This window comes from Streptomyces sp. NPDC028305, assembly GCF_055569495.1.
In genome coordinates this window covers 83,115-101,677 of record NZ_JBVHTN010000003.1, presented here as the reverse complement: position 1 = coordinate 101,677, position 18,563 = coordinate 83,115, and the positions used below count along the sequence as shown (strand labels likewise).

Here is an 18,563-nt window from a genome sequence, read left to right as displayed (position 1 = left end):
CCGAGCCACAGCGTATCCGGGGCAAACGGGTGACCGGTGGGTGTTCGTGCAGCCAGAGCGTTTGCGGTCGCGTCTGTAAGTGTCTGATGCTTCGAGCTTTTCGTAGTCGACGTCCTCTGTGCGAAGTCGGGATCGTGATTACCTTGATGGGATCTGCTGTGAACCCGTCAGAGGTGGACGATGAAACCGAGGGTCCTGGTCAACGAGGTGAAGGGCGAGGGGCCGCCGGTCGTCCTGGTACCTGGCCAGCTCACCGGATGGGTGTCGTGGACGCCGCTCGCGGACGCCCTGTCGGCGAGATGGCGGACCGTCAGGGTGCAGCCGATCCACAATGAGCTCGGCTCGGCCGGCGAGCGCGGGGACGCCGGGTACACCGCGGCGATCGAGCGTGAATCGCTGCTCATCACAGTGGACGCCCTCGGGGTCGAGACGGCCGACTTCACGGGGTGGTCCGGCGGCGGGCGGGCCCTCATCGAGTTCGCCCTGGCCCATCCGGAGCGGGTGAGGACGCTGACGCTCGTGGAGCCGGCGGCGTACTGGATCCTCGACGGCCGCGGCGAGTCCGCCCCCGAGGTCGCCCGATTGAACCAGTTCCTGCATGCACTGGCCGGACAGGAGGTGAGCGAGGATGACCTGGCTGAGTTCCTCGAACTCGCCGGACTCGTGACGTCGAAGGACCAGGCCCGCGTCCACCCCGCCTGGCCGCGCTGGGTCCCGCACCGGATGGCCCTGTCCTGGAGCTCGGAGCAGGCCGACCGGCCCGACCGCGACGTCGCCGAACTCGCCGGCATCCGGTGCCCTGTCCTCCTGGTCCACGGCTCCGCGACCACCGACTGGCTCAAGCGGGTCGTCGCCGTCCTCGACGAACGGCTGCCCGATACCCGGGTTCTCGAACTGCCCGGCGACCACGCCTGTCACCTCGAGAACCCGGACGCATTCCTGGCTGCGTTGGAGCGACACCTGGCTCAGTGAGCCGAGGTCGAACGTTGCACGGCGCCGAGGAGCACGTCAGCCACCTACTGGCGGACGTTCTAAGAGATCAACGTCCGGAGAGCTCGGAGGCGGGAGGTGTGCTGCGGGCCGAGGCGGCGACGGATCTCGGTGTTTCGGCAGAGGAAGTCGAGCGAGACGTCGGAGCTCCGCGCCAGACCGCGGAAGGTGATGGGCCGGCTGCGGCGGATCAGCCCTCGGGCCGGAGCGTCAGCGGGTCGCCGCAGCGGCGAGAGCGGGAGGGCTCTATCGTTCCAGGGTCGGGTAGTCGGTGTAACCTCGGGCGCCGTTTGTATAGAGGTGCTCGGTGTCGATCGGCGTGGTCAACGGCGCGTCAGCCGCGATGCGTGCGGGCAGGTCGGGGTGGGCGAGGAACGCCCGCCCGTAGGAGACGAGATCAGCGTGGCCCTCGGTCACCACGCCCTCTCCCTGTTCCCGGGTGGTGGGGGCATGGTTCTCGCCGACATTCGCGATCAGGGTGCCTGTCCAGCGTGGGCGAAGGTCGGTCAGGGCCGGATAGTTGTCGTTATCGGTGAGGTGGAGGTAGGCCAGCCCGAGCGGGTTCAGCGCCTCGACCAGCGGACGGTAGACGGGGCCCGGGTCCCGTTCCACCATCCCGAACTGTGGATTGCCCGGCGAGAGGCGCAGCCCCAGGCGATGGGCGCCGACGGCCGCGGCCACCGCCTCGACCAGTTCGACGGCAAACCGGGCCCGGTCCTTCCCGTATCCGTCGCTACGGAGATTGGTGTTGTCAGCCAGGAACTGGTGGATCAAGTAGCTGTTCGCGCCATGGAGTTCCACCCCGTCGAAACCGGCCCGCAGGGCGTTGCGTGCGGCGTTCACATGGTCGTCCACGGCGACCCGGATGTCATCGGTCGTCATGGTCCGCGGTGTCGGCGCCTCAACCTTGCCATCTTTGACGTGCAGCGGGCCCGGCACGGCGACGGCGGAGGGCCCGGCGGGCAGGTCGCCGAGCAGTCGTGAGCGCGGGTGCCCCTGCCGACCGCCGTGCATGAGCTGTGCGAAGATGCGCCCGCTCCGGGCGTGCACGGCATCGGTGACCGCGCGCCAGCCCTCGGCATGGTCCTCCGTTTCCAGGCCCGGCATCCGCCAGCCGCTCTGTCCGCGGCGGTGGGGCCAGATGCCCTCGGTGACGATGAGACCGGCCGCGGCGCGCTGCGCGTAGTACTCCGCCACGATGGGCAGCGGCGTTCCGTCCTCCTTGGCGCGGAACCGGGTCATCGGCGCCATCACCAGCCGGTTGGGGAGGCGAAGGGCGGCCGAGGTGTACGGGGTCAGGAGCGGGGAGGTGACTGTGTGCGACATGCGGGAACTGTAGGATCTGACACCGGTGTCAGCTTCAAGCCCGGCGGCGCGGCCTGGCCGGGGCCGGGAGGTGCTCATGAAGATCGGTGATCTGTCCCTCCGCACGGGCGTCAGCGTCCGTTCCCTGCGGTACTACGAGCAGAAGGGCATGCTCGCCTCGGAGCGCACCTCCGGAGGTCACCGGGTGTATGCGGAGGTTGCCTTCGACCGTGTCGTCCTTATCCAGCAGTTGCTCGCCGCGGGGCTGAGCGGTGACAAGATCGCGAGCATCCTGCCCTGCATGCGCGACCACGACGGCGGCCCGGCCGAGACGGCAACGCCTTGGCTGGTCGAGCAGCTGGAGACCGAGCGGGCCCGGATCGACCGCTCCATCGAGGGTCTGCGGTACACGCGCGAGGTGCTGGACGACGTCATCGCCGGGGCGCGCGGCTGAGTCCGGCGCCGGCGGTGCAGCCCTGGTCGGGTGGCGGGCGGGCGTTGGGGGGTGCCGGATCTGCGGCCGGGTCGCCGGGTATGTTCTGTGCGGCCTGTGGCCGTATCGGCGATGATCTGAGGCCCGGGCAGGCGGCAATGCCGGAGGTCGCTGTATCCGGGAGCGCGGGCCGCCGGCCGGACGTGCTGGTCCGGCCGACGGCCGACGGCCGTCGTTCAGGAGGCCAGGTCACTCGCGGCGAACAGTACGGTGCGCGCGACGTCGTCGGGGCGGCCCGAACCCGCTCCTGGCCGACCCCGCGGCCATCGGCGAATTCGACCGCGCGCTACTCTTCTGTCCGCGACCTCGGCTACCCCGAAGAGCTGGAACCACTTGTGCACTGCGCGCACAACTTAGACGGCTGGGAGAAGAGCTGGGGCGTCTCCTTCGAGGAACTCAACAGAGAAGCGATCGAGGCGGTGAAACAGTTCTTGAACAGGCGCCCGACAGCGGAGAACTGACAGTTTGTTTTCGTCCCCAGGATTGGGCCAGCTCCTCTCTGCGCCCCTCGCCGTTTCCAGCGCACCAAGCGGCGGTGCCAGGCCAGCAGTGTGCCAGGGGTGACCAGCCGATTGCGGCGTAAGAGGCCCGTCTCATTTGGTATTCGTTTGGTGGAGGTACAGCCTGCCCATTCCCCTATCGTGCTGGCATGGGGTGCTGGACGGCGTATGCCCTGCGGGCCGAGGACGGCACGAGCTGGGTCATGGGGGAGAAGTGGGGGATGTGGGACCTCACCGACGCGACCGACCGCGTGCGCCTCGTCGCGATGCGGAACACGGACCGCCGCGCGCTGCGCGTCGACCCGAGAAACCTGCGAACACCGCGGGTGGAGGTGGTCGACGACGGCCGGGAAAGTTAAGGCACGTTCCTTGCGTTGGGTGGCCAGGACGTCGTGGTGGCGGGCGTTGGCGCTGCGCCGGCGCAGGTAGGCGTGCAGAGCCCGGGTCTGCACGGTGTGCGGATAATCGGCGCACGCGAGGGCGGTGCTCAGGTGGTGTTCGTCCCGCACCGCCGGCGTTGTGAATGACGCCGTTCGGGATGAAGAACGGGTCCCCTGCGCGCAGCCGGACGAGCAGGCTGTGCCGGCCTGACTCCTTGTGCCAGGTCCGCCGTGGGATGCGCTGTACGGCGGCAAGTTGGTGTCGTGGCACCAAGCTCTCCATGTCTTTCGCCGCGCTTGACCGGGCCGGCAGTGCGAGCCATCGGGTGGTCTGACACCCGAGTAGACAGATCAGACGCATCGCCACGACCCGGCATCATCTCCCGGCTGGGCGGATTGTTCGCGCTCGGGACGACTAGTCGTGGGAATGCGGAGGCTTGTCGGCCATCTGCATACATACGATCACCATCGTGGACACACCGCGCTGAAGGGCCAGCGACCCACCGGCCGCGTCCCCAACCTCACCAGGCAATACACCACCATCACCAGGCAGGCATTTCGACATGACGGTCCCCGCCTCGCACCCCGCGCTCATACGTGCCCGTCCCTCCGCACCGTCCGCCCGCACTGTCATCACCACGCTCCTGGGCACCACCCTCCTCATCAAGGCATGCGGGTTCGCCTACGACTTCCTGGGCTACTACATCGGCGACGCCCACGGGACGACGGCGGCCGGTGCCGCACTGACGGTGTTCGGCGTCGGCTGGTGCGTCGGGCAACTGGCCAGCGGTGCGGTGACCGACCGGCTGGGAGCTCGGACGGCGTGTTCGATCGGCCTGCTGCTGGCCGCCGTTGTCTGCGCCGGCCTCGCCGCCGCCGACACGTTGCCGTCGCTGCTGCTGCTTGCGTTCTGCCTCGGATGCACCATGGATGTATCGCGGCCCGCCCTGTCCGCGGAGATCAACGACCGGGTGACGAGCGAGGGCGCTCGCACCCGCGCCCAGGGCTGGTTGTACTGGGTATCGAACGTGGGTGTCTCCCTCAGCGGTGGTGTGGGAGGCTACTTCGCCCACCAGCACGGTTACCGGGCGCTGTTTGTCGCCAACGGTGTCGCCTGCGTGGCGGCAGCCGTGCTCGCACGCCGAGTGCTGTCCGGCCGCCCGTCCCCGGTCCGGGCCGGACGAGAACACCGCTTCTACGCGCAGATGCTGGCCGACACCCCCCTGCGGTGGATGGTCGCCGCCGCGATCGGCGCGATGGTGTGTGCCTACGGCCTGGTCAGCGTGCTCCCTCTGGTGATGAACGCGGACGGCCTTCCCCCGTCCGCGTACGGCACCGCCATGATCGCCAACACCGTCGCCGTCCTGGTGCTCAGCCCGCCTCTGACCCGTTTTCTGGTCGGCCGGGACGACCGCGTCCGCTACTCCGTCGCTCCGGTGCTCGCGGTGGGGAGCCTGATCCTGGGTGCCGCCATGGGGCTGGCGGCCCTCCAGCACACCACCCTCGGCTACTCCACGGCGGCCGTGGCCATGGTGCCCGGAGAGGTCTGCTACAGCGTCGCGATCGGTGCCTACCTCGCGACGGCCGCTCCGCCCGGCGCGATCGGCCGCTATCAGGCGGCACTGAGCGGAGCCGGCGCCATTGCCTCGCTCACCCCGCTCGGCATCGCCTTCGCCCTCAACACCGGTGGCCGCCCACTGGTCGCGGGCCTGCTGGCAGCCAGTGCAGCTCTCGCCGCCCTCGCGTGCGTGCCGCTGTCCCGCTCCCTGCGTACGTCAGCCCCGCCCCGCCCCGCCGCCGAGCCCGTCCAGGCCCAGCACTGACCACGCGGTATCGCGATGCCGCGCCGCTTCCCCGCTGTGAGAGGAACAACCACATGAAGATCGCGATCGTCGACGGGTACTCGACCGGGGCCGCCCTGGCCCGGCGTCTTGCCGGAGCGGGCGTCGCGTGCGTCCACGTGCAAAGCCGCCCGGACGTCCAGCCCTTCTTCCTCCGGGCGTTCCGCCCGGAGGACTACGTGCTCGACCTGGGCTTCACCGAGGAGGTGACGGGCGTGGCGGAGCAGCTCCGCCGCCATGGCGTCTCCCGCGTTCTGGCCGGCACGGAGTCCGGCGTCCTCCTGGCGGAGACGCTCTCGCACGCGCTGGGCCTGCCGACGAACGTGCCCGAACTGCTGCACGCACGTCGGGACAAGGCACTCATGGCCGAGGCCGTCCGTGCCGCGGGCCTGGCGACTCCGCACAGCACCGTGGTGCGATCCGCCCGCGCCGCAGCAGACTGGTTCGCCGCATCCGGGCTGGCCGAAGCCGTCGTCAAACCCCTCGCCAGCGCCGGCACCGACGGGGTCACGTTCTGCGGTTCGCCGGAGGAAGCCGCCCGAGCCGGCCACGCCGTCCTCAGCGCGCCCAACGCCTTCGGCGAGCCCAACCGCGTCGTGCTCGTCCAACAACGCGTGCACGGCACCGAGTACTACATCAACACGGTCTCGGCGGCCGGCATCCATCACACGGCGGAGATCTGGCGCTACACCAAGCGGGTCGGCCCGGCGGCCACGCCCATCTACGACTTCGAGGAGCCCGTCGCACCTGCCAGTGCCGAAGGACAGGTGCTGACGGCCTTCGCAGGGGAGGTGCTGGACGCTCTCGGCATCGCCGAAACACCGGCGCACACCGAGGTCATGCTCACCCCCGAGGGCCCCGTACTGATCGAGACGGGCGCCCGCCTGGGCGGAGCCACCGCACCCGACGTGGTGGACACCTACCTGGGCTTGTCCCAGACATCACTGGCCGTCGCCGCCGTGACCGATCCGCAGTCGCTGGGCAGCCACGGTGCCGCCGAGGTCTCCGGCGGCCGGTGGCTTCGCTGCGTGGAGTTCATCAACCACCACCGAGGACGCGTCAGCGCCGAGGCCCTCACCAAGATCTCGGAACTGCCGAGCGTCGTGTTCGCCACCCCGGCCGCCGACCCGGGCACGCTCCTGGAGCCGACCACCGACCTTCTGACGTCTCCGGGCTACGCCTACTTCGCCGCCTCGAACCTCACGGAACTGATACACGACTACGAGACCCTGCGAGCCTGGGAGCACCAGGGCATCTACACCAGGTGAGCCCCGCGTGGGGTCGGCTTCCACGACCCGCACCCGCACGCGCCGGCATGTACTCGTTATCGACACCCTTCACCCTCGGGTTCGCGGTACGCCCGGTCATCCGATATCCGATATTGAAGGGGGACCGTACCGAGGCCGTTTCACACAGGAGGACTGATTCATGAATGACTTGCCCTTGACGCTCATGGCGGTACACGCCCACCCCGACGATGAGGCCACCGGAACAGGAGGTGTCCTCGCGCGGTACGCGGCGGAGGGCATTCGCACGGTCCTCGTGACGTGCACCGACGGCGGTTGCGGTGACGGACCGGGGGGTGTCAAGCCGGGCGATCCCGGACACGATCCGGCGGCCGTCGCCTTGATGCGGCGTCAGGAACTCGAGGCGAGCTGCGAAATCCTGAAGGTCAGTCATCTGGAGACGCTGGACTACGCCGACTCCGGGATGATGGGCTGGCCGGCCAATGACGCCCCAGGCTCCTTCTGGCAGACACCCGTGGTGGAGTCCGCTGCCCGACTCGCGGAACTCCTGAGGCGCTACGAGCCCGATGTGGTCGTCACCTACGACGAGAACGGCTTCTATGGCCACCCCGACCACATCCAGGCCAACCGCATCACGATGGCGGCGCTGGCGATGACCGGGCTGACACCAAAGGTGTACTGGACGACGGCGCCCCGCTCGATGATGCAGCGGTTCGGGGAGGTCATGCGCGAGTTCGGGGCGGACTGGCAGGAGCCGGATCCCGCTGAGGCCGCCGCGATGGCCGAGATCGGACTCCCCGACGAGGAGATCACCACCTGGGTGGACACCACCGCGTTCGGCGGCCAGAAGTTCGATGCGCTGGCCGCGCACGCCAGCCAGGGCGAGAACATCTTCTTCCTCGCGATGGGCCAGGAGAGGTTCACCGAGTTGATGGGCGTCGAGACCTTCGTACGTGTCCAGGACACCACCGGCGCGGCCGTGCCCGAGAACGACCTGTTCGCCGGACTGCGCTGATCCGCCCGCCCCCTTGATCATCAGTGGCCCTGCTCGGTCGCGTGGCGGTTACGAGGACGCCGGTCCCCCCCGCTCACCCGGGCAGGGCCGTTGAGCGGGAACGTTCGACACCGCGGGTGTGTGCTTCGGCGTCATCGTCCCGCCCCCGACTCGTGTCGCTGTTGTGGTGGTGTTTCGGTCGCCGCCGGGGGACCGGCGCCCTCGACGATCGCCCGGAGCGCCGCGACGTGCCCCTCGAAGGCGGTGCGGCCGCGGGCCGTCAGCCGTACCCTGGTGCGCCGCTTGCGGCCGCCGCCCACCTTGTGGAGCTCCAGATATCCGGCCTCCTCCAGGGTGTGCAGCTGCTTGGAGAGCGCGGAGTCGCTGAGCGAGAGGCTGTCGCGGACGAACGCGAAGTCCGCCCATTCCGTTGCGGCGAGCAGCGCGACCACCGACAGCCGGGTGGCGGGATGGATCAGCTCGTCGAAGCCGGCGGGAATGCTCATCGGCCCGCGCCTGCCGGCCGTGCGGTGCGGCTCCGCGCCGACCCGGCCGCCCAGCGGTTCGTCGGCGCGACGAACAGCACGAACACCCCGGCCGAGATGGTGGCCTGGATCAGACTGGCGGACATCGGCTCCAGCGAATCGACCAGACGGCCGGACAGCAGGGCCGTCCCGCCGGTCACCACCGCCCCCGCGGCGAAGGTGCCCAACATCCGCCGGGTGCACCGGGTGTGGTGCAGGCGCACCCGGCCGCGGCGGTTGTGGAGCAGGGCCAGCACGCTCATCAGCGCGATGTACGCGGCGAGGACCAGCCATACGCCCCACCCGGGCAGGTCCAGGCCCAGACCGGCCAGGAAGAGCCACATGAGCGCGGCCGTGGCCCAGGTGGTGCCCGAGCCGCCCGCAGCGGACCGCTCGACCTCGTCGTACACCCGCTCCTGCGGCACTCGGATGCGCTGTAGATCGCTCCATGCCTGTTCGGCATCTACCGGCGTGCTCATGACCCGTGCCCTCCTGCCCTCACTTTACTTTCCCAGGAGGAAAGTTATCCTTGGCTTTCCTCGCAGGCAAGTCGGTGGTCGGTCGGTGCCGGCACCGGTGGAAACGGGAAGAGGGCTCATGCAGAAGGACCTGCTCATCGTCGAAGACCTGATGCTGCTGATGTTCGACGACTCGTCGGGGGCGATCGCGGGGGCCGGCACCCTGTACTACACCCTGGGCGGCGCGGTGCTGGTCGAGCTCGCCCAAGCCGGCCGCGTCAGGCTCGACGAGCAGGACAAGGGGCTGAACGGGCTGCGGGTGCACGCCGTTGCCGGTGAGCCGCTGCCCGACCCCCTGCTCCAGGCCGCCAACGAGAAGGTCGCCGAGCGAGCGCGGGGCGTACAGACCCTCCTCATCCAGATCGGCACCGGGCTTCGCGAGACCGTGCTGGACCGGCTCGTCGAGCGGGGTTTACTGCGCCGGGAGAGCAAGAGGACGCTGGGCGTGTTCCGGACGACGGCCACGCGGGCCGCGGACACCCGGCACAAGGAGGCCCTCGTCGAGCGGGTGCGCGCGGCGCTGGTGGACGGCGCGGAGCCCGATACCCGTACGGCGGCGGTGATCGGACTGCTCTCCGCGAGCGGCACGCTGCCGAGCCTGCACCGCGTCATCCCCTGGTCGGGCGCGGTCCACAAGCGCGCGAAGCGGCTGGAACAGGCCAGCTGGGGCGCCGAAGCGGTGAACACCGGGGTGATACGGACCCTCGCGGCGACCACCGCGGGAGCTGTGGTGACCGCGGCCGCCGTCACCAACTGAGCAGGTCTGAGACGTTGGTTGCACTCCTGAGAGGGCCTGTGCCCAGTAAGCGGCGATCACTTACCGTTCGCGTTATGCGGACTCCTTCGCTCCCGGCCGATCCGCTCGTCGGCAGACACGAGTTACAGCAACGCGTCGACGAACTGACCCGCGCTGCGCTTACGGGACAGGGCGGCGCGCTGGTGCTGGAGGGCGAGGCGGGCATCGGCAAGAGTGCCCTGCTGGACCACGCCCACAACGCGGCGCCCGGGTTCCGGGCGGTCCGGGCGTCCGGGTCGGAGTTCGAGCAGGAACTGCCGTACTCCGCGCTGCACCAACTGTGTGTGCCGATGCTGAAGCACCTCACCGAGCTGCCCGGCCGGCATCGTGACGCCCTTCAGGTGGCCTTCGGGTTGGCCGAGGGCACACCCGACCCGTTCCGCATCGGTCTGGCGGCCCTGGGACTGGTAACGGCGGCGGCCCGGGAGCGGCCCCTGCTGTGCTTGATCGATGACGCGCAGTGGGTTGACAGCGCGTCCGCGAGGGCGATGGTCTTCCTCGCTCGCCGGGTCGCCGCCGACCCGGTGGCGATGATCTTCGCAGCGCGGTCAACGGACACGGCGACCGGACTCGGCGAGCTGCCGAAGCTGGCCGTCCGTGGTCTGAGTGACGAGGACGCCAAGGTTCTGCTGGCGAAGCGAAGCCCGTTCCCCCTCGATGACCAGGTCCGGGAGCGGCTCGTCGCCGAGGCCCAGGGGAACCCGCTGGCGCTGCTGGAGCTGGACCGTGCCGGTGGCTTCGTCCCGCCTGACATGTCCTCGGTGCCGACCCGGATCGAGTACGGCTTCCGAGCCAGGCTGGCCGGTCTGTCCGCCGAGGCCAGGCTTCTGCTGACCGTGGCGAGCGCCGACCCGACCGGTGACCCCGGCCTGCTCTGGCCGGCCGCGCGTCAACTGAACCTCGATGTGACACCGGCCGGCGCGGAGGCGGACGCGACGGGACTGGTCGAGTTCGGTACCCGCATCCGCTTCTGCCACCCGTTGGCGCGTTCGGCGGTCTACCGAGCCGCCGACGCCGGCCAACGCCGCACGGTGCACGCCGCTCTGGCGTCCGTTACCGACCCGGTCATGGCGCCGGACCGCCGGGCCTGGCACCGCGCCCAAGCCAGCCCTGGCCCCGACGACGACGTCGCCGACGAGTTGGAGCGGTGCGCGACGCGTGCCCAGGCGCGCGGGGGCGTGGCGGCCGCGGCGGCCTTCCTCGAGCGCTCGGTGGCGCTGTCGCTGGATCCCGCACGCCGGATCGGACGAACTCTGCACGCCGCCCAGGCCGGCTTCGACGCGGGGGCGCCCGGCAAGGCGGCCAACCTGCTCGCGACCCTGGAGACCACCACACTGGACGAGTTCCAGCAGGCGGACGTCGGCCTGCTCCAGGGCCGCATCGCCTTCACCCGGCACGGCGACGGCTCCGGACCGATGCTGATGGTGCGCGCCGCTGGGCGGCTGGCGAGTCTGGATCCGGACCGGGCACGTGACTGTTTCCTCGACGCCGTCGAGATGAGCCTGTCCGTCGGCCGCGGTGGTGTCGTCATCGACCGGGTTCTCACCGCGGCCCGGTCCACGGCGCCGCCACCGGGCTCGCCGGACGCCCTTGACGCCTTGATGGTGCTCGCCACCGACGGGTACGAAGCCGCGGTTCCGCTGCTTCGCCACGCCCTCTACGACATCGGCGACGCGTTCTGGACGCGGCGTCCCGCGCTCGCCACGATGATCGCGATCGAGCTGTGGGACCCGGACACCCATGCCGCCATCGCCGCATGGCTGGTGAAGGCGGGCCGGGCTTCGGGCTCGCCGCTGCTGCTCAGGCTCGGCCTCGCGCAGAAGGCGGTCGACGCCACCCTGATCGGTGACATCGGGCAGGCGATCGCGGCCACCGCGGAGGAGGCAGCGATCGCCGACGCGACCGGCGCACCCCCGCTGCTCCATCACCGGCTGCATCTCGCCGCGCTGCGCGGCCGCCGCGACGAGGTTCTCCAGCTGCGCGAGGCAGCCGCCGCGGCACCGGTCGCCGGAGGTCCGGGACAGGTCACGAACCTGCACTGGACAACAGCCATGCTCAACAACGGGCTGGCCGACTACCCGGCCGCGCTGGCCGCGGCTCGCAAGGCCACCGAGCACGGTGATCTGTTCCTCACCGGAGCGGCCCTGCCGGAACTGGTCGAGGCCGCGGTCCGTTGCGGCGACCACATCACCGCGGCGCAGGCAGTGGACTCCCTCACCGAGCGCACACAGGCCGGCGGAACCGTCGCCGGCCGGGGAATCGCGGCCTACTCACGAGGACTTGTGACCGGCGTCGAGGATCACTACCGGGAAGCAATCGACCTGCTCACCGAGGGCCCGCTGCTTCCCTACCTGGCCCGGGCGCACCTCCTGTACGGCGAATGGCTGCGGCGCGAAGGCCGTCGGCGTGACTGCCGCGAGCACCTGCGCACCGCCCACGAACTGCTGTCCAGGGCGGGGGCGGATGCCTTTGCCCGGCGGGCCGCCGGCGAGCTGCGCGCCACCGGCGAGAAGGTCCAGGCCCGGTCCGGGCAGACGTACGAGAAGCTGACCATGCAGGAGGTTGCCGTCGCCCGCCTGGTGGCCTCGGGCGCCACCTCGAACGAGGTCGCCGTCCAGCTCTACATCAGCAAACGCACCGTTGACGCTCACCTGCGCAACATCTTCCGCAAGCTCGGCATCAACTCACGCAGGCAGCTCAAAGATCACCCCGACCTCGTCATCAAGGACAGGCCCGACAGCCGGTGAGAGGGGATCGTGCACGTGCCTACGTGCCGGCGCCGTCGAATAGGCAACTCGTGCCGATGTGACGGGACACCAGGCCAGTTCATAGTCGGCTCAGGTGCGGCGCTCCTGCTCTGCACCGTGTCGGCGGCATACGTTTCGCCACCTATGAATTCGCCACCTGTGAAAGGGAGCACGATGATCTACCACAGCATCCGGCTGAAGGCCAGGGCGGGCGTGACGCAGGAGCAGATTGAAGAGGCGCTGGAGAGCATGCGCAACCAGGGCCGGGTCATCCCGGCGGTGAAGTCGTTCGTCGTCGGCCGCGACTTCGGAGGCGAATTCGACTGTGGCGCCGTGTTCGTCATCGAGGACCTCGACAGCTACTGGGAGTATCTGACGCATCCGGCGCACGCGCACACCGACCGGGTCGGTATGCCGCTGGTCGAGAAGTATGACTCGTACGACATCACCGACGATGACGACCCGCAGATGGGCGCGAAGATCGCCGAACTGCACCGGCGACGGTACGAAAGCGACCCCGAGCTGGCCGCGCTGCTGAGCAAGCTGCCTTAGTCCCCGGGACCCGCCTTTCGGCCCGCAGGCACCCCCAGCCGCAGGTGTTGTCGGATGTCACGGCTGTCCCTACGGATGGGGGGTGCGACGGACCCTCCCTGAACCTCGCCCACGGCCTTAGCGTCGAGTTATGAACGATGAACAATTGATCGCGGACCTGCACAGCCGCTGGGTGTTCGGTTGGGAGCGCAATGAGGGGGACGCGCCATTCGACTTCCGGCGCACCTTCGGCGAGTTCTACGACTTCAGCTCTCCGGACGTCCGGCTCTACGACGACTTCGACCCCGAGCAGCGTGTGGCGACGACAGCTGCCGGGTACGGCTCGATTTGGGAGCCCAACTTTCACAAGATGGTTTCCGCGCATCATGCCGTCGACGACGGCCCGCACGTCATCGCCGGCCACGATCTGGCCGCGTCCACCCTGACATTCGTAGCGCGGATCACGATGCCCGACGTCACCACGGACATTCGCACCACGACCTCGCTGGTCTGGCGACGAACGCCGGACGGCTGGCGGATTGTCCGCGAACACAACTCGACCAAGGTTCTGCCCGCGGGGGAGCCCGTAAACGGTTCCGCAAAGGAGAGTTCACATGCTGCACCAAAGCATTTCCCTGGTCGGGTCGGTGGAAAACGGGGAATTGGCGAGAATGGTTCGCGCCGCGCCGGCTGAACGGCAGAAAAAGATTCCCGTGGTGGTCCACGCGCCGGATCCGATCCTACGGGAAGGCGCGATCAGCCAGCTCCGGCGGCACCCGGAGGTCGACCTCGTCGACGAGGCCACCCCTCATGACGACGGCGTGGCCCTGCTCCTCGCCGAATCACTCGACCAGGCATTGCTGTCCCGATTACGCAGACTGGTCCGCAGCGAGGGCCTGCGCTCCGTCCTGGTGATCAGCCTGATCCGTGAGGCCGAGTTGCTGGACGTCATCGAAAGCGGTGTCGGCGCCATCGTCTGGCGGCACGAGGCCACCAGCAGCCGACTGCTGCGGGCGGTGACCGCGGCCTTCCACGGCGACGGCGACCTGCCCTCCGATCTGCTGGGCCGGCTGATGAACCAGGTCAGCATGTTACGTCCGGGAGCGGTGGCCAACCCCGCGGCCCAGACCAGTCATCTCACCCCGCGCGAGATCAACGTCCTGCGGCTGGTCTCGGAAGGAATGGACACCAATGAGATCGCCGAGAAGCTGTCCTATTCGGAACGAACCATCAAGAACATCATGCAAGGACTCACCACACGGCTGAATCTGCGCAATCGCGCGCATGCCGTGGCGTACGCACTGCGTGAGGGGTACATCTCGTGATTCACGAAGTCGACGGGCTGTTGCGGAAACTGCTTCAAGGCGGCGCGCTGACCGGAAGCGACATCGACATCGTCTTCGACGCCCCGACCGGCGAATGGGCCGCCCGGCGCAATGCGCCGGTATTGGACTGCTATCTGTACGACATACGCGAGGACGTCAAGCGTCGCGAACGCGGCATGGCCCCCGTCCGCGACGAGCGGGGCATCACCGTGAGCCGGCGCCGCGCCCCGCGCTGGTTCCGGCTGTCGTACCTGCTCACCGCCTGGGCCAAACGGCCCGAGGACGAGCACAGGCTGCTGTCGGCCGCGCTGGCCACCCTGATGCCCCAGGAGGTGCTGCCGCCGAGCGGCCTTCCGGAACCCCTCGCCGGGCTCGGCCTGAGCGTGCCGCTCACGGTCGCCGGGGTGCAGGCCGAGTCCCGTTCGCTGGCCGAGATCTGGTCCGCGCTCGGCGGCATGCTCAAACCGTCGATCGACCTCGTGATCACCGTGCCGTTCCCGTCCTACCCCGACTACGACGCCGGACCGCCCGTCACCGAAGGCGCTCTGGTACGCGTCCGCGAACTGGACGGCCCTCTGGAGGATGACGGCCGGACACACCAGCCGCGCCACCTCACCCGGGTGGCCGAGGGAGCACGCCTCCGGTGACCGACAGCCCGACGCCCGCGTCCGATGTCCCCTCACCCCGCCGCCGCGCCGGCGACCCGGCGAGCGCGGTGGTCGCCCGGCTCGCCGTGCTGCGGACGCGGATCACCGCCCTCGTCGAACGGCGCAGAGCCGGCGACCCCACCGCGGCCGACCCGCTGCGCGGCCTCTACCTGTCCGATGAGGCCATACGCCACCATCTGCGACGGCCCGGCGACGGCGACCCGCCGCCCCTGGCGGACGACGGGAGCCCGGAGCCCACCGAAGGGCCCTCGCCGGCCGGTGAGCCACCGCGGGCAGACGACCGCCTGCCCCGGCTCGCCCAGCGCCTGGGCCTGACCGAGCTGGACACCGCCGCCCTCCTCATCGCGCTCGCCCCCGACCTCGACCGCGGATTCGAGCCGCTCTACGGCTACCTCAACGACGACGTCAGCCGCCGGCGGGCCACCATCGGGCTGGTGCTCGACGTCTGCGGGCTGCCCGCGACGCATGCCGCCGCCCGTGACCGGTTCCACCCCACGGCGCCCCTGTCCGCGCTCGGCCTGCTGATTGTCGAGGAGCCCGAACGGCCCTTCCTCAGCCGCTCGTTGCGCGTTCCGGACCGGTTGGCCGCCCATCTGCTGGGCGACGAGGCGCCGGACGCCGCGCTCGACGGACACCTCCGCCCGCTGCCGGCCTCGCCCGCCGGGGCGGACGCGGGCGACGGCGGTCCACTGGCCCACCGGCTCGCCGAGCACCTCGACGCCGCGCCCCTCACCGTCTACCTGCGCGAACACCGGGAGGGCGAGGGCCTGCTGTGCGCGGCCACCGCCCTGCGGGCCGCCGGATACGGTGCGCTGCACTACACCCCCGTCCCCGTGGGGCACACGGACGGACACGAGCCGGGCGGCGAGGGCGGCGCCGGGCACGGCGACCATGCCGCCCACGCCGCTGAGCGTCATGGCGCCGCTCCTCACGGCCCGGTGCGGGAACTGCTGCGCGAGGCGCGGCTGCGCGGCTGCGGGATCGTCGTCTCCGAACTGCCGGGACGGCCCGGACCCTTGATCCGGGCGCTGTCCGTACGCGACGTACCGGTGCTGTTCACCGGAGCGCGGCCCTACGATCCGCAGTGGTCCGACCGTGACCCGCTGGTGCTGGACGTCGAACGGCTGCCCTCGGGCGGGGTGGAGGTGTGGTCGGCCGCGCTCGGCATCGACCCGGCGGACGACCCCGGGTTCGATCTGGCGGCGACCGTCGCCCCGTACCGTGTCGGCGGTGAGCGGATCCACCGGGCCGCGCGGTCCGCGCTCGCGCTGGCGGCGTTGGAGGGCACCCCCCTGGCCGCCGTCCATCTGAAGCGCGCGGCGCGTCAGCTCTCCGCCTCCGGGCTGGAGCAACACGCCCGCCGGATCCGGCCGGCCGTCGGCTGGGACGACCTGGTGCTGCCCGACGAGCCGCTCGACCAGCTCCGCGAGCTGGCCCGGCGCGCCCGCCACCGCGACCGGGTGCTCGGGGAGTGGCGGCTGAGCGCGGGCGGCGGGCGGGGACACGGCGTCCTGGCACTGTTCGCCGGGGAGTCCGGCACCGGCAAGACCCTCTCCGCCGAGGTGGTCGCCGCCGATCTGGGACTGGACCTGTACGTGGTGCAGCTCTCCTCGATCGTCGACAAGTACGTCGGGGAGACCGAGAAGAACCTGGAGCGCATCTTCACCGAGGCCGACCGCACCGATGCCGTGCTCCTCTTCGACGAGGCCGACGCGGTCTTCGGCAAGCGCTCCGAGGTCAAGGACTCCCACGACCGCTACGCCAACATGGAGAGCGCGTATCTGCTCCAGCGGCTGGAGGCGTTCGACGGCATCGCCCTGCTCACCACCAATCTGCGGGCCAACATCGACGATGCCTTCACCCGCCGGCTCGACCTGGTGGTGGACTTCCCCTTCCCCGACGCCGGGCAGCGGCTGGCCCTGTGGCGGCGGATCCTGGTCCATGTGCCGTGCGAGGAGGGCATCGACCCGGGCCCGTGCGCCCGCGAGTTCGAGCTGGCGGGCGGCTCCATCCGCAGCGCGGTGGTGACCGCCGCCTACGCGGCGGCCGACCGCGGCGAGCCGGTCACCGGCGCCGATCTGCTGGCCGGTGCCCGGCGGGAGTACCGGAAGGCGGGCCGCCTGGTGCTGGACGAGGTGTCCTGGTGAGCGGCGGCCCGCACCAGGCGGACTCGCTCAGTTCCCCTCGTTCTCGGGCTTGACGATGAACCACCTCTGATCGTCGTCATCAGAGCAGTCGAAGAGGGTGAGCTTGGCTCCGTCCGCCCGGTCCGTTCCCCGGGAGGCGTAGCCGGAGACGTCCAGGCAGAGCTGGTTGCTGGCGTAGTTGTGGATCCAGTAGAGGCCGCCTGTGTTCGGCCGCTCCTCCACCCACCAGAGCTGGTTGTCGTCGATCTTGCGGTTGCAGGGCGCCTCCTGCACGACCGTTGTGGCGGGTGCCGGGTCCGGTCCCGGCAGGTCCATGCAGTAGCCGTCCATGGTGTTGCGGATCTGGAGGAGGTCGGCGTTGCCAGGCCCCTTCCCCTTGAACACCGTTTCGAGGTTCCACCGCTGCCGCGGCTTGGCCTCGTCGCAGGGGAACTGGGCGGTCTTCCCGCCCAGCTCGCCCCTCGGCTCGACCGGGGCGGCGCACTTCTGCGTCGTCCCGTTCCGGAGCAGGACGCGGGTGAACGTGTCGTCCGGCTCCCGCTCCTGCTCCTTCTCCGGTTTGGGCTCGCCGCCGCCACCGGCGCCGTTCCCGTCGCCGCCTGCTGGCTGACTCGGCTCGGGCTCCGGGCTCGGCGTGGGCAGCGAAGGACTGGAGGCCGATGGCCCCGGGGTCGGCAGCGCGGAGGAGTTGACCTGCTCGGTCCGGGGCTGGGCCCGGGTGTTCACCTGCGGCTTCTTCGCGAACCAGATGCTGACGAACGCGATGGTCAGCGCGATCAGAACGCTCAGGAACATCCCCAGCCACCGCGGCATCAGCCCCGGCTGCTCGTAGGTGCCCCGCACCGGCAGCGGTTCGGCGCCGGATCGCTGTACGGAGAGCGTGAAAGGCCGGGCCTCTTTGGGGCCCGCCCAGATGATCCCGCGCGGTTTGAGGGTGGTCTTGATGAAGGCGGCCCGGCCGGGCTCGATCTGGACGTTGGCCGGGTGGATGTCGTACGCGATCTGGTCGCCGTTGTCGCTGCCGCTGACGGAGGCGGTGAGCTTGACGTTGCCGAGATTGTCGACCGCGAGCTTCGGCCGCCCCCGGAACCTGCCCTTCACCGTCTGCGGCACGAGCTCGGCGCGCACCTCGCTGAACGGAGTGACGGTGACGTTCCCCTCGGGGACGGTGGTGGCCTCGGGGTGCTCGGCCGGGAGGATCTGCACCCCGTACGGATTCGGCCCGGCCGTCGCCTCCGGGGTCCGGGGCGGGGCGAAGGTCAGCTCCACCGTCCCGGTCGTGCCCGGGTAGAGCCGGAGCGTCTGCGGCTCCACGGTCGTCCAGGGGGACAGGGCGCCGACCGGTACGAAGCGGTACTCGTCGACGACGTCGCCGGTGTTGCGCAACCGCAGCCGCACGGTGGCCGAGCCACCGGGGTTCACGGTGGTCGAGGCAGGTTCGAGGGAGGTCCAAAGGCTCACCGTACGGACGCTATGGCGGGCGGCCGCCCGCCGTCCCAGGCCTGGGGGCAGGGTCCGTTGCCTGGAAGGTGTGGCGCCGTGCCCCGACGGGCGGCC

At 70.3% G+C, this 18,563-nt stretch carries 17 protein-coding genes and 1 pseudogene; 13 read left to right on the top strand and 5 right to left on the bottom strand.

Annotation, left to right across the window (positions count from 1 at the left end; all coding sequences use genetic code 11):
* The first annotated feature begins 180 nt into the window (after positions 1 to 180).
* Positions 181 to 972, top strand: a complete 792-nt coding sequence (locus ACZ4WQ_RS11810; RefSeq protein ID WP_398372594.1) for an alpha/beta fold hydrolase — start codon at positions 181 to 183, stop codon at positions 970 to 972.
* Positions 973 to 1,236: 264 nt separating this feature from the next.
* Here the strand turns inward: ACZ4WQ_RS11810 and ACZ4WQ_RS11805 are convergent, their stop codons facing one another.
* Entirely contained in the window at positions 1,237 to 2,316 is a 1,080-nt protein-coding gene (locus ACZ4WQ_RS11805) for an alkene reductase (RefSeq protein ID WP_398372596.1), read from the bottom strand.
* Between the two features lie 76 nt (positions 2,317 to 2,392).
* On the opposite strand from ACZ4WQ_RS11805, the gene ACZ4WQ_RS11800 reads away from it, so the two are divergent.
* Together ACZ4WQ_RS11800 and ACZ4WQ_RS11795 are read left to right on the top strand one after the other, a co-directional pair.
* Positions 2,393 to 2,749, top strand: coding sequence for a MerR family transcriptional regulator (locus ACZ4WQ_RS11800; RefSeq protein ID WP_398372598.1), 357 nt, complete (start codon positions 2,393 to 2,395; stop codon positions 2,747 to 2,749).
* 688 nt (positions 2,750 to 3,437) lie between these two features.
* Positions 3,438 to 3,647, top strand: a complete 210-nt coding sequence (locus tag ACZ4WQ_RS11795; protein ID WP_361182109.1) for a hypothetical protein — start codon at positions 3,438 to 3,440, stop codon at positions 3,645 to 3,647.
* On the opposite strand, the pseudogene ACZ4WQ_RS11790 reads toward ACZ4WQ_RS11795, so the two are convergent.
* A pseudogene (locus ACZ4WQ_RS11790) lies at positions 3,648 to 3,749 on the bottom strand (integrase); the annotation flags it as partial. It abuts the gene before it with no gap.
* Positions 3,750 to 4,231: 482 nt separating this feature from the next.
* On the opposite strand from ACZ4WQ_RS11790, the gene ACZ4WQ_RS11785 reads away from it, so the two are divergent.
* The 3 genes from ACZ4WQ_RS11785 to ACZ4WQ_RS11775 all read left to right on the top strand — a co-directional run bounded on the left by ACZ4WQ_RS11785 (position 4,232) and on the right by ACZ4WQ_RS11775 (position 7,771).
* On the top strand, positions 4,232 to 5,491 hold the full coding sequence (locus ACZ4WQ_RS11785; protein ID WP_358843489.1) for an MFS transporter: 1,260 nt from the start codon (positions 4,232 to 4,234) through the stop codon (positions 5,489 to 5,491).
* Positions 5,492 to 5,544: 53 nt separating this feature from the next.
* Complete coding sequence (locus ACZ4WQ_RS11780) at positions 5,545 to 6,777, top strand: hypothetical protein (protein ID WP_398373006.1); 1,233 nt, start codon at positions 5,545 to 5,547, stop codon at positions 6,775 to 6,777.
* Between the two features lie 160 nt (positions 6,778 to 6,937).
* Positions 6,938 to 7,771: a PIG-L family deacetylase gene (locus ACZ4WQ_RS11775; protein ID WP_398372601.1), complete on the top strand. Its 834-nt coding sequence runs from the start codon at positions 6,938 to 6,940 to the stop codon at positions 7,769 to 7,771.
* 131 nt (positions 7,772 to 7,902) lie between these two features.
* Here the strand turns inward: ACZ4WQ_RS11775 and ACZ4WQ_RS11770 are convergent, their stop codons facing one another.
* Together ACZ4WQ_RS11770 and ACZ4WQ_RS11765 are read right to left on the bottom strand one after the other, a co-directional pair.
* A complete protein-coding gene (locus ACZ4WQ_RS11770) occupies positions 7,903 to 8,256 on the bottom strand; it encodes a transcriptional regulator (protein ID WP_398372603.1) in 354 nt (117 codons plus the stop codon).
* Positions 8,253 to 8,753: a hypothetical protein gene (locus tag ACZ4WQ_RS11765; protein WP_398372605.1), complete on the bottom strand. Its 501-nt coding sequence runs from the start codon at positions 8,751 to 8,753 to the stop codon at positions 8,253 to 8,255. The genes ACZ4WQ_RS11770 and ACZ4WQ_RS11765 overlap by 4 nt, the downstream gene beginning before the upstream one ends.
* Before the next feature lie 118 nt (positions 8,754 to 8,871).
* Between ACZ4WQ_RS11765 and ACZ4WQ_RS11760 the strand changes: the two genes are divergently transcribed.
* The 7 genes from ACZ4WQ_RS11760 to ACZ4WQ_RS11730 all read left to right on the top strand — a co-directional run bounded on the left by ACZ4WQ_RS11760 (position 8,872) and on the right by ACZ4WQ_RS11730 (position 17,006).
* Positions 8,872 to 9,549, top strand: a complete 678-nt coding sequence (locus ACZ4WQ_RS11760) for a GOLPH3/VPS74 family protein (RefSeq protein ID WP_398372607.1) — start codon at positions 8,872 to 8,874, stop codon at positions 9,547 to 9,549.
* A 74-nt stretch (positions 9,550 to 9,623) separates the two neighbouring features.
* Positions 9,624 to 12,335 (top strand): ATP-binding protein, encoded by a 2,712-nt coding sequence (locus ACZ4WQ_RS11755; protein ID WP_398372609.1) that lies wholly within the window; start codon positions 9,624 to 9,626, stop codon positions 12,333 to 12,335.
* Between the two features lie 174 nt (positions 12,336 to 12,509).
* Positions 12,510 to 12,887 carry a Dabb family protein gene (locus ACZ4WQ_RS11750; protein WP_385342735.1) on the top strand — a complete coding sequence of 126 codons (378 nt, stop codon included), beginning with the start codon at positions 12,510 to 12,512 and terminating at the stop codon, positions 12,885 to 12,887.
* 130 nt (positions 12,888 to 13,017) lie between these two features.
* The gene (locus ACZ4WQ_RS11745) at positions 13,018 to 13,560 is read left to right on the top strand and encodes a YybH family protein (RefSeq protein ID WP_358843482.1); all 543 of its coding nucleotides are present in this window, start codon (positions 13,018 to 13,020) and stop codon (positions 13,558 to 13,560) included.
* A complete protein-coding gene (locus ACZ4WQ_RS11740; protein WP_385342845.1) occupies positions 13,538 to 14,191 on the top strand; it encodes a helix-turn-helix transcriptional regulator in 654 nt (217 codons plus the stop codon). The genes ACZ4WQ_RS11745 and ACZ4WQ_RS11740 overlap by 23 nt, the downstream gene beginning before the upstream one ends.
* Positions 14,188 to 14,838 (top strand): Pvc16 family protein, encoded by a 651-nt coding sequence (locus tag ACZ4WQ_RS11735; RefSeq protein WP_385342733.1) that lies wholly within the window; start codon positions 14,188 to 14,190, stop codon positions 14,836 to 14,838. The genes ACZ4WQ_RS11740 and ACZ4WQ_RS11735 overlap by 4 nt, the downstream gene beginning before the upstream one ends.
* Positions 14,835 to 17,006 carry an ATP-binding protein gene (locus ACZ4WQ_RS11730; protein ID WP_398372612.1) on the top strand — a complete coding sequence of 724 codons (2,172 nt, stop codon included), beginning with the start codon at positions 14,835 to 14,837 and terminating at the stop codon, positions 17,004 to 17,006. The genes ACZ4WQ_RS11735 and ACZ4WQ_RS11730 overlap by 4 nt, the downstream gene beginning before the upstream one ends.
* Before the next feature lie 27 nt (positions 17,007 to 17,033).
* Here ACZ4WQ_RS11730 and ACZ4WQ_RS11725 read toward each other — a convergent pair whose 3' ends face one another.
* The gene (locus tag ACZ4WQ_RS11725) at positions 17,034 to 18,467 is read right to left on the bottom strand and encodes an RICIN domain-containing protein (RefSeq protein WP_398372614.1); all 1,434 of its coding nucleotides are present in this window, start codon (positions 18,465 to 18,467) and stop codon (positions 17,034 to 17,036) included.
* Positions 18,468 to 18,563 lie beyond the last annotated feature (96 nt).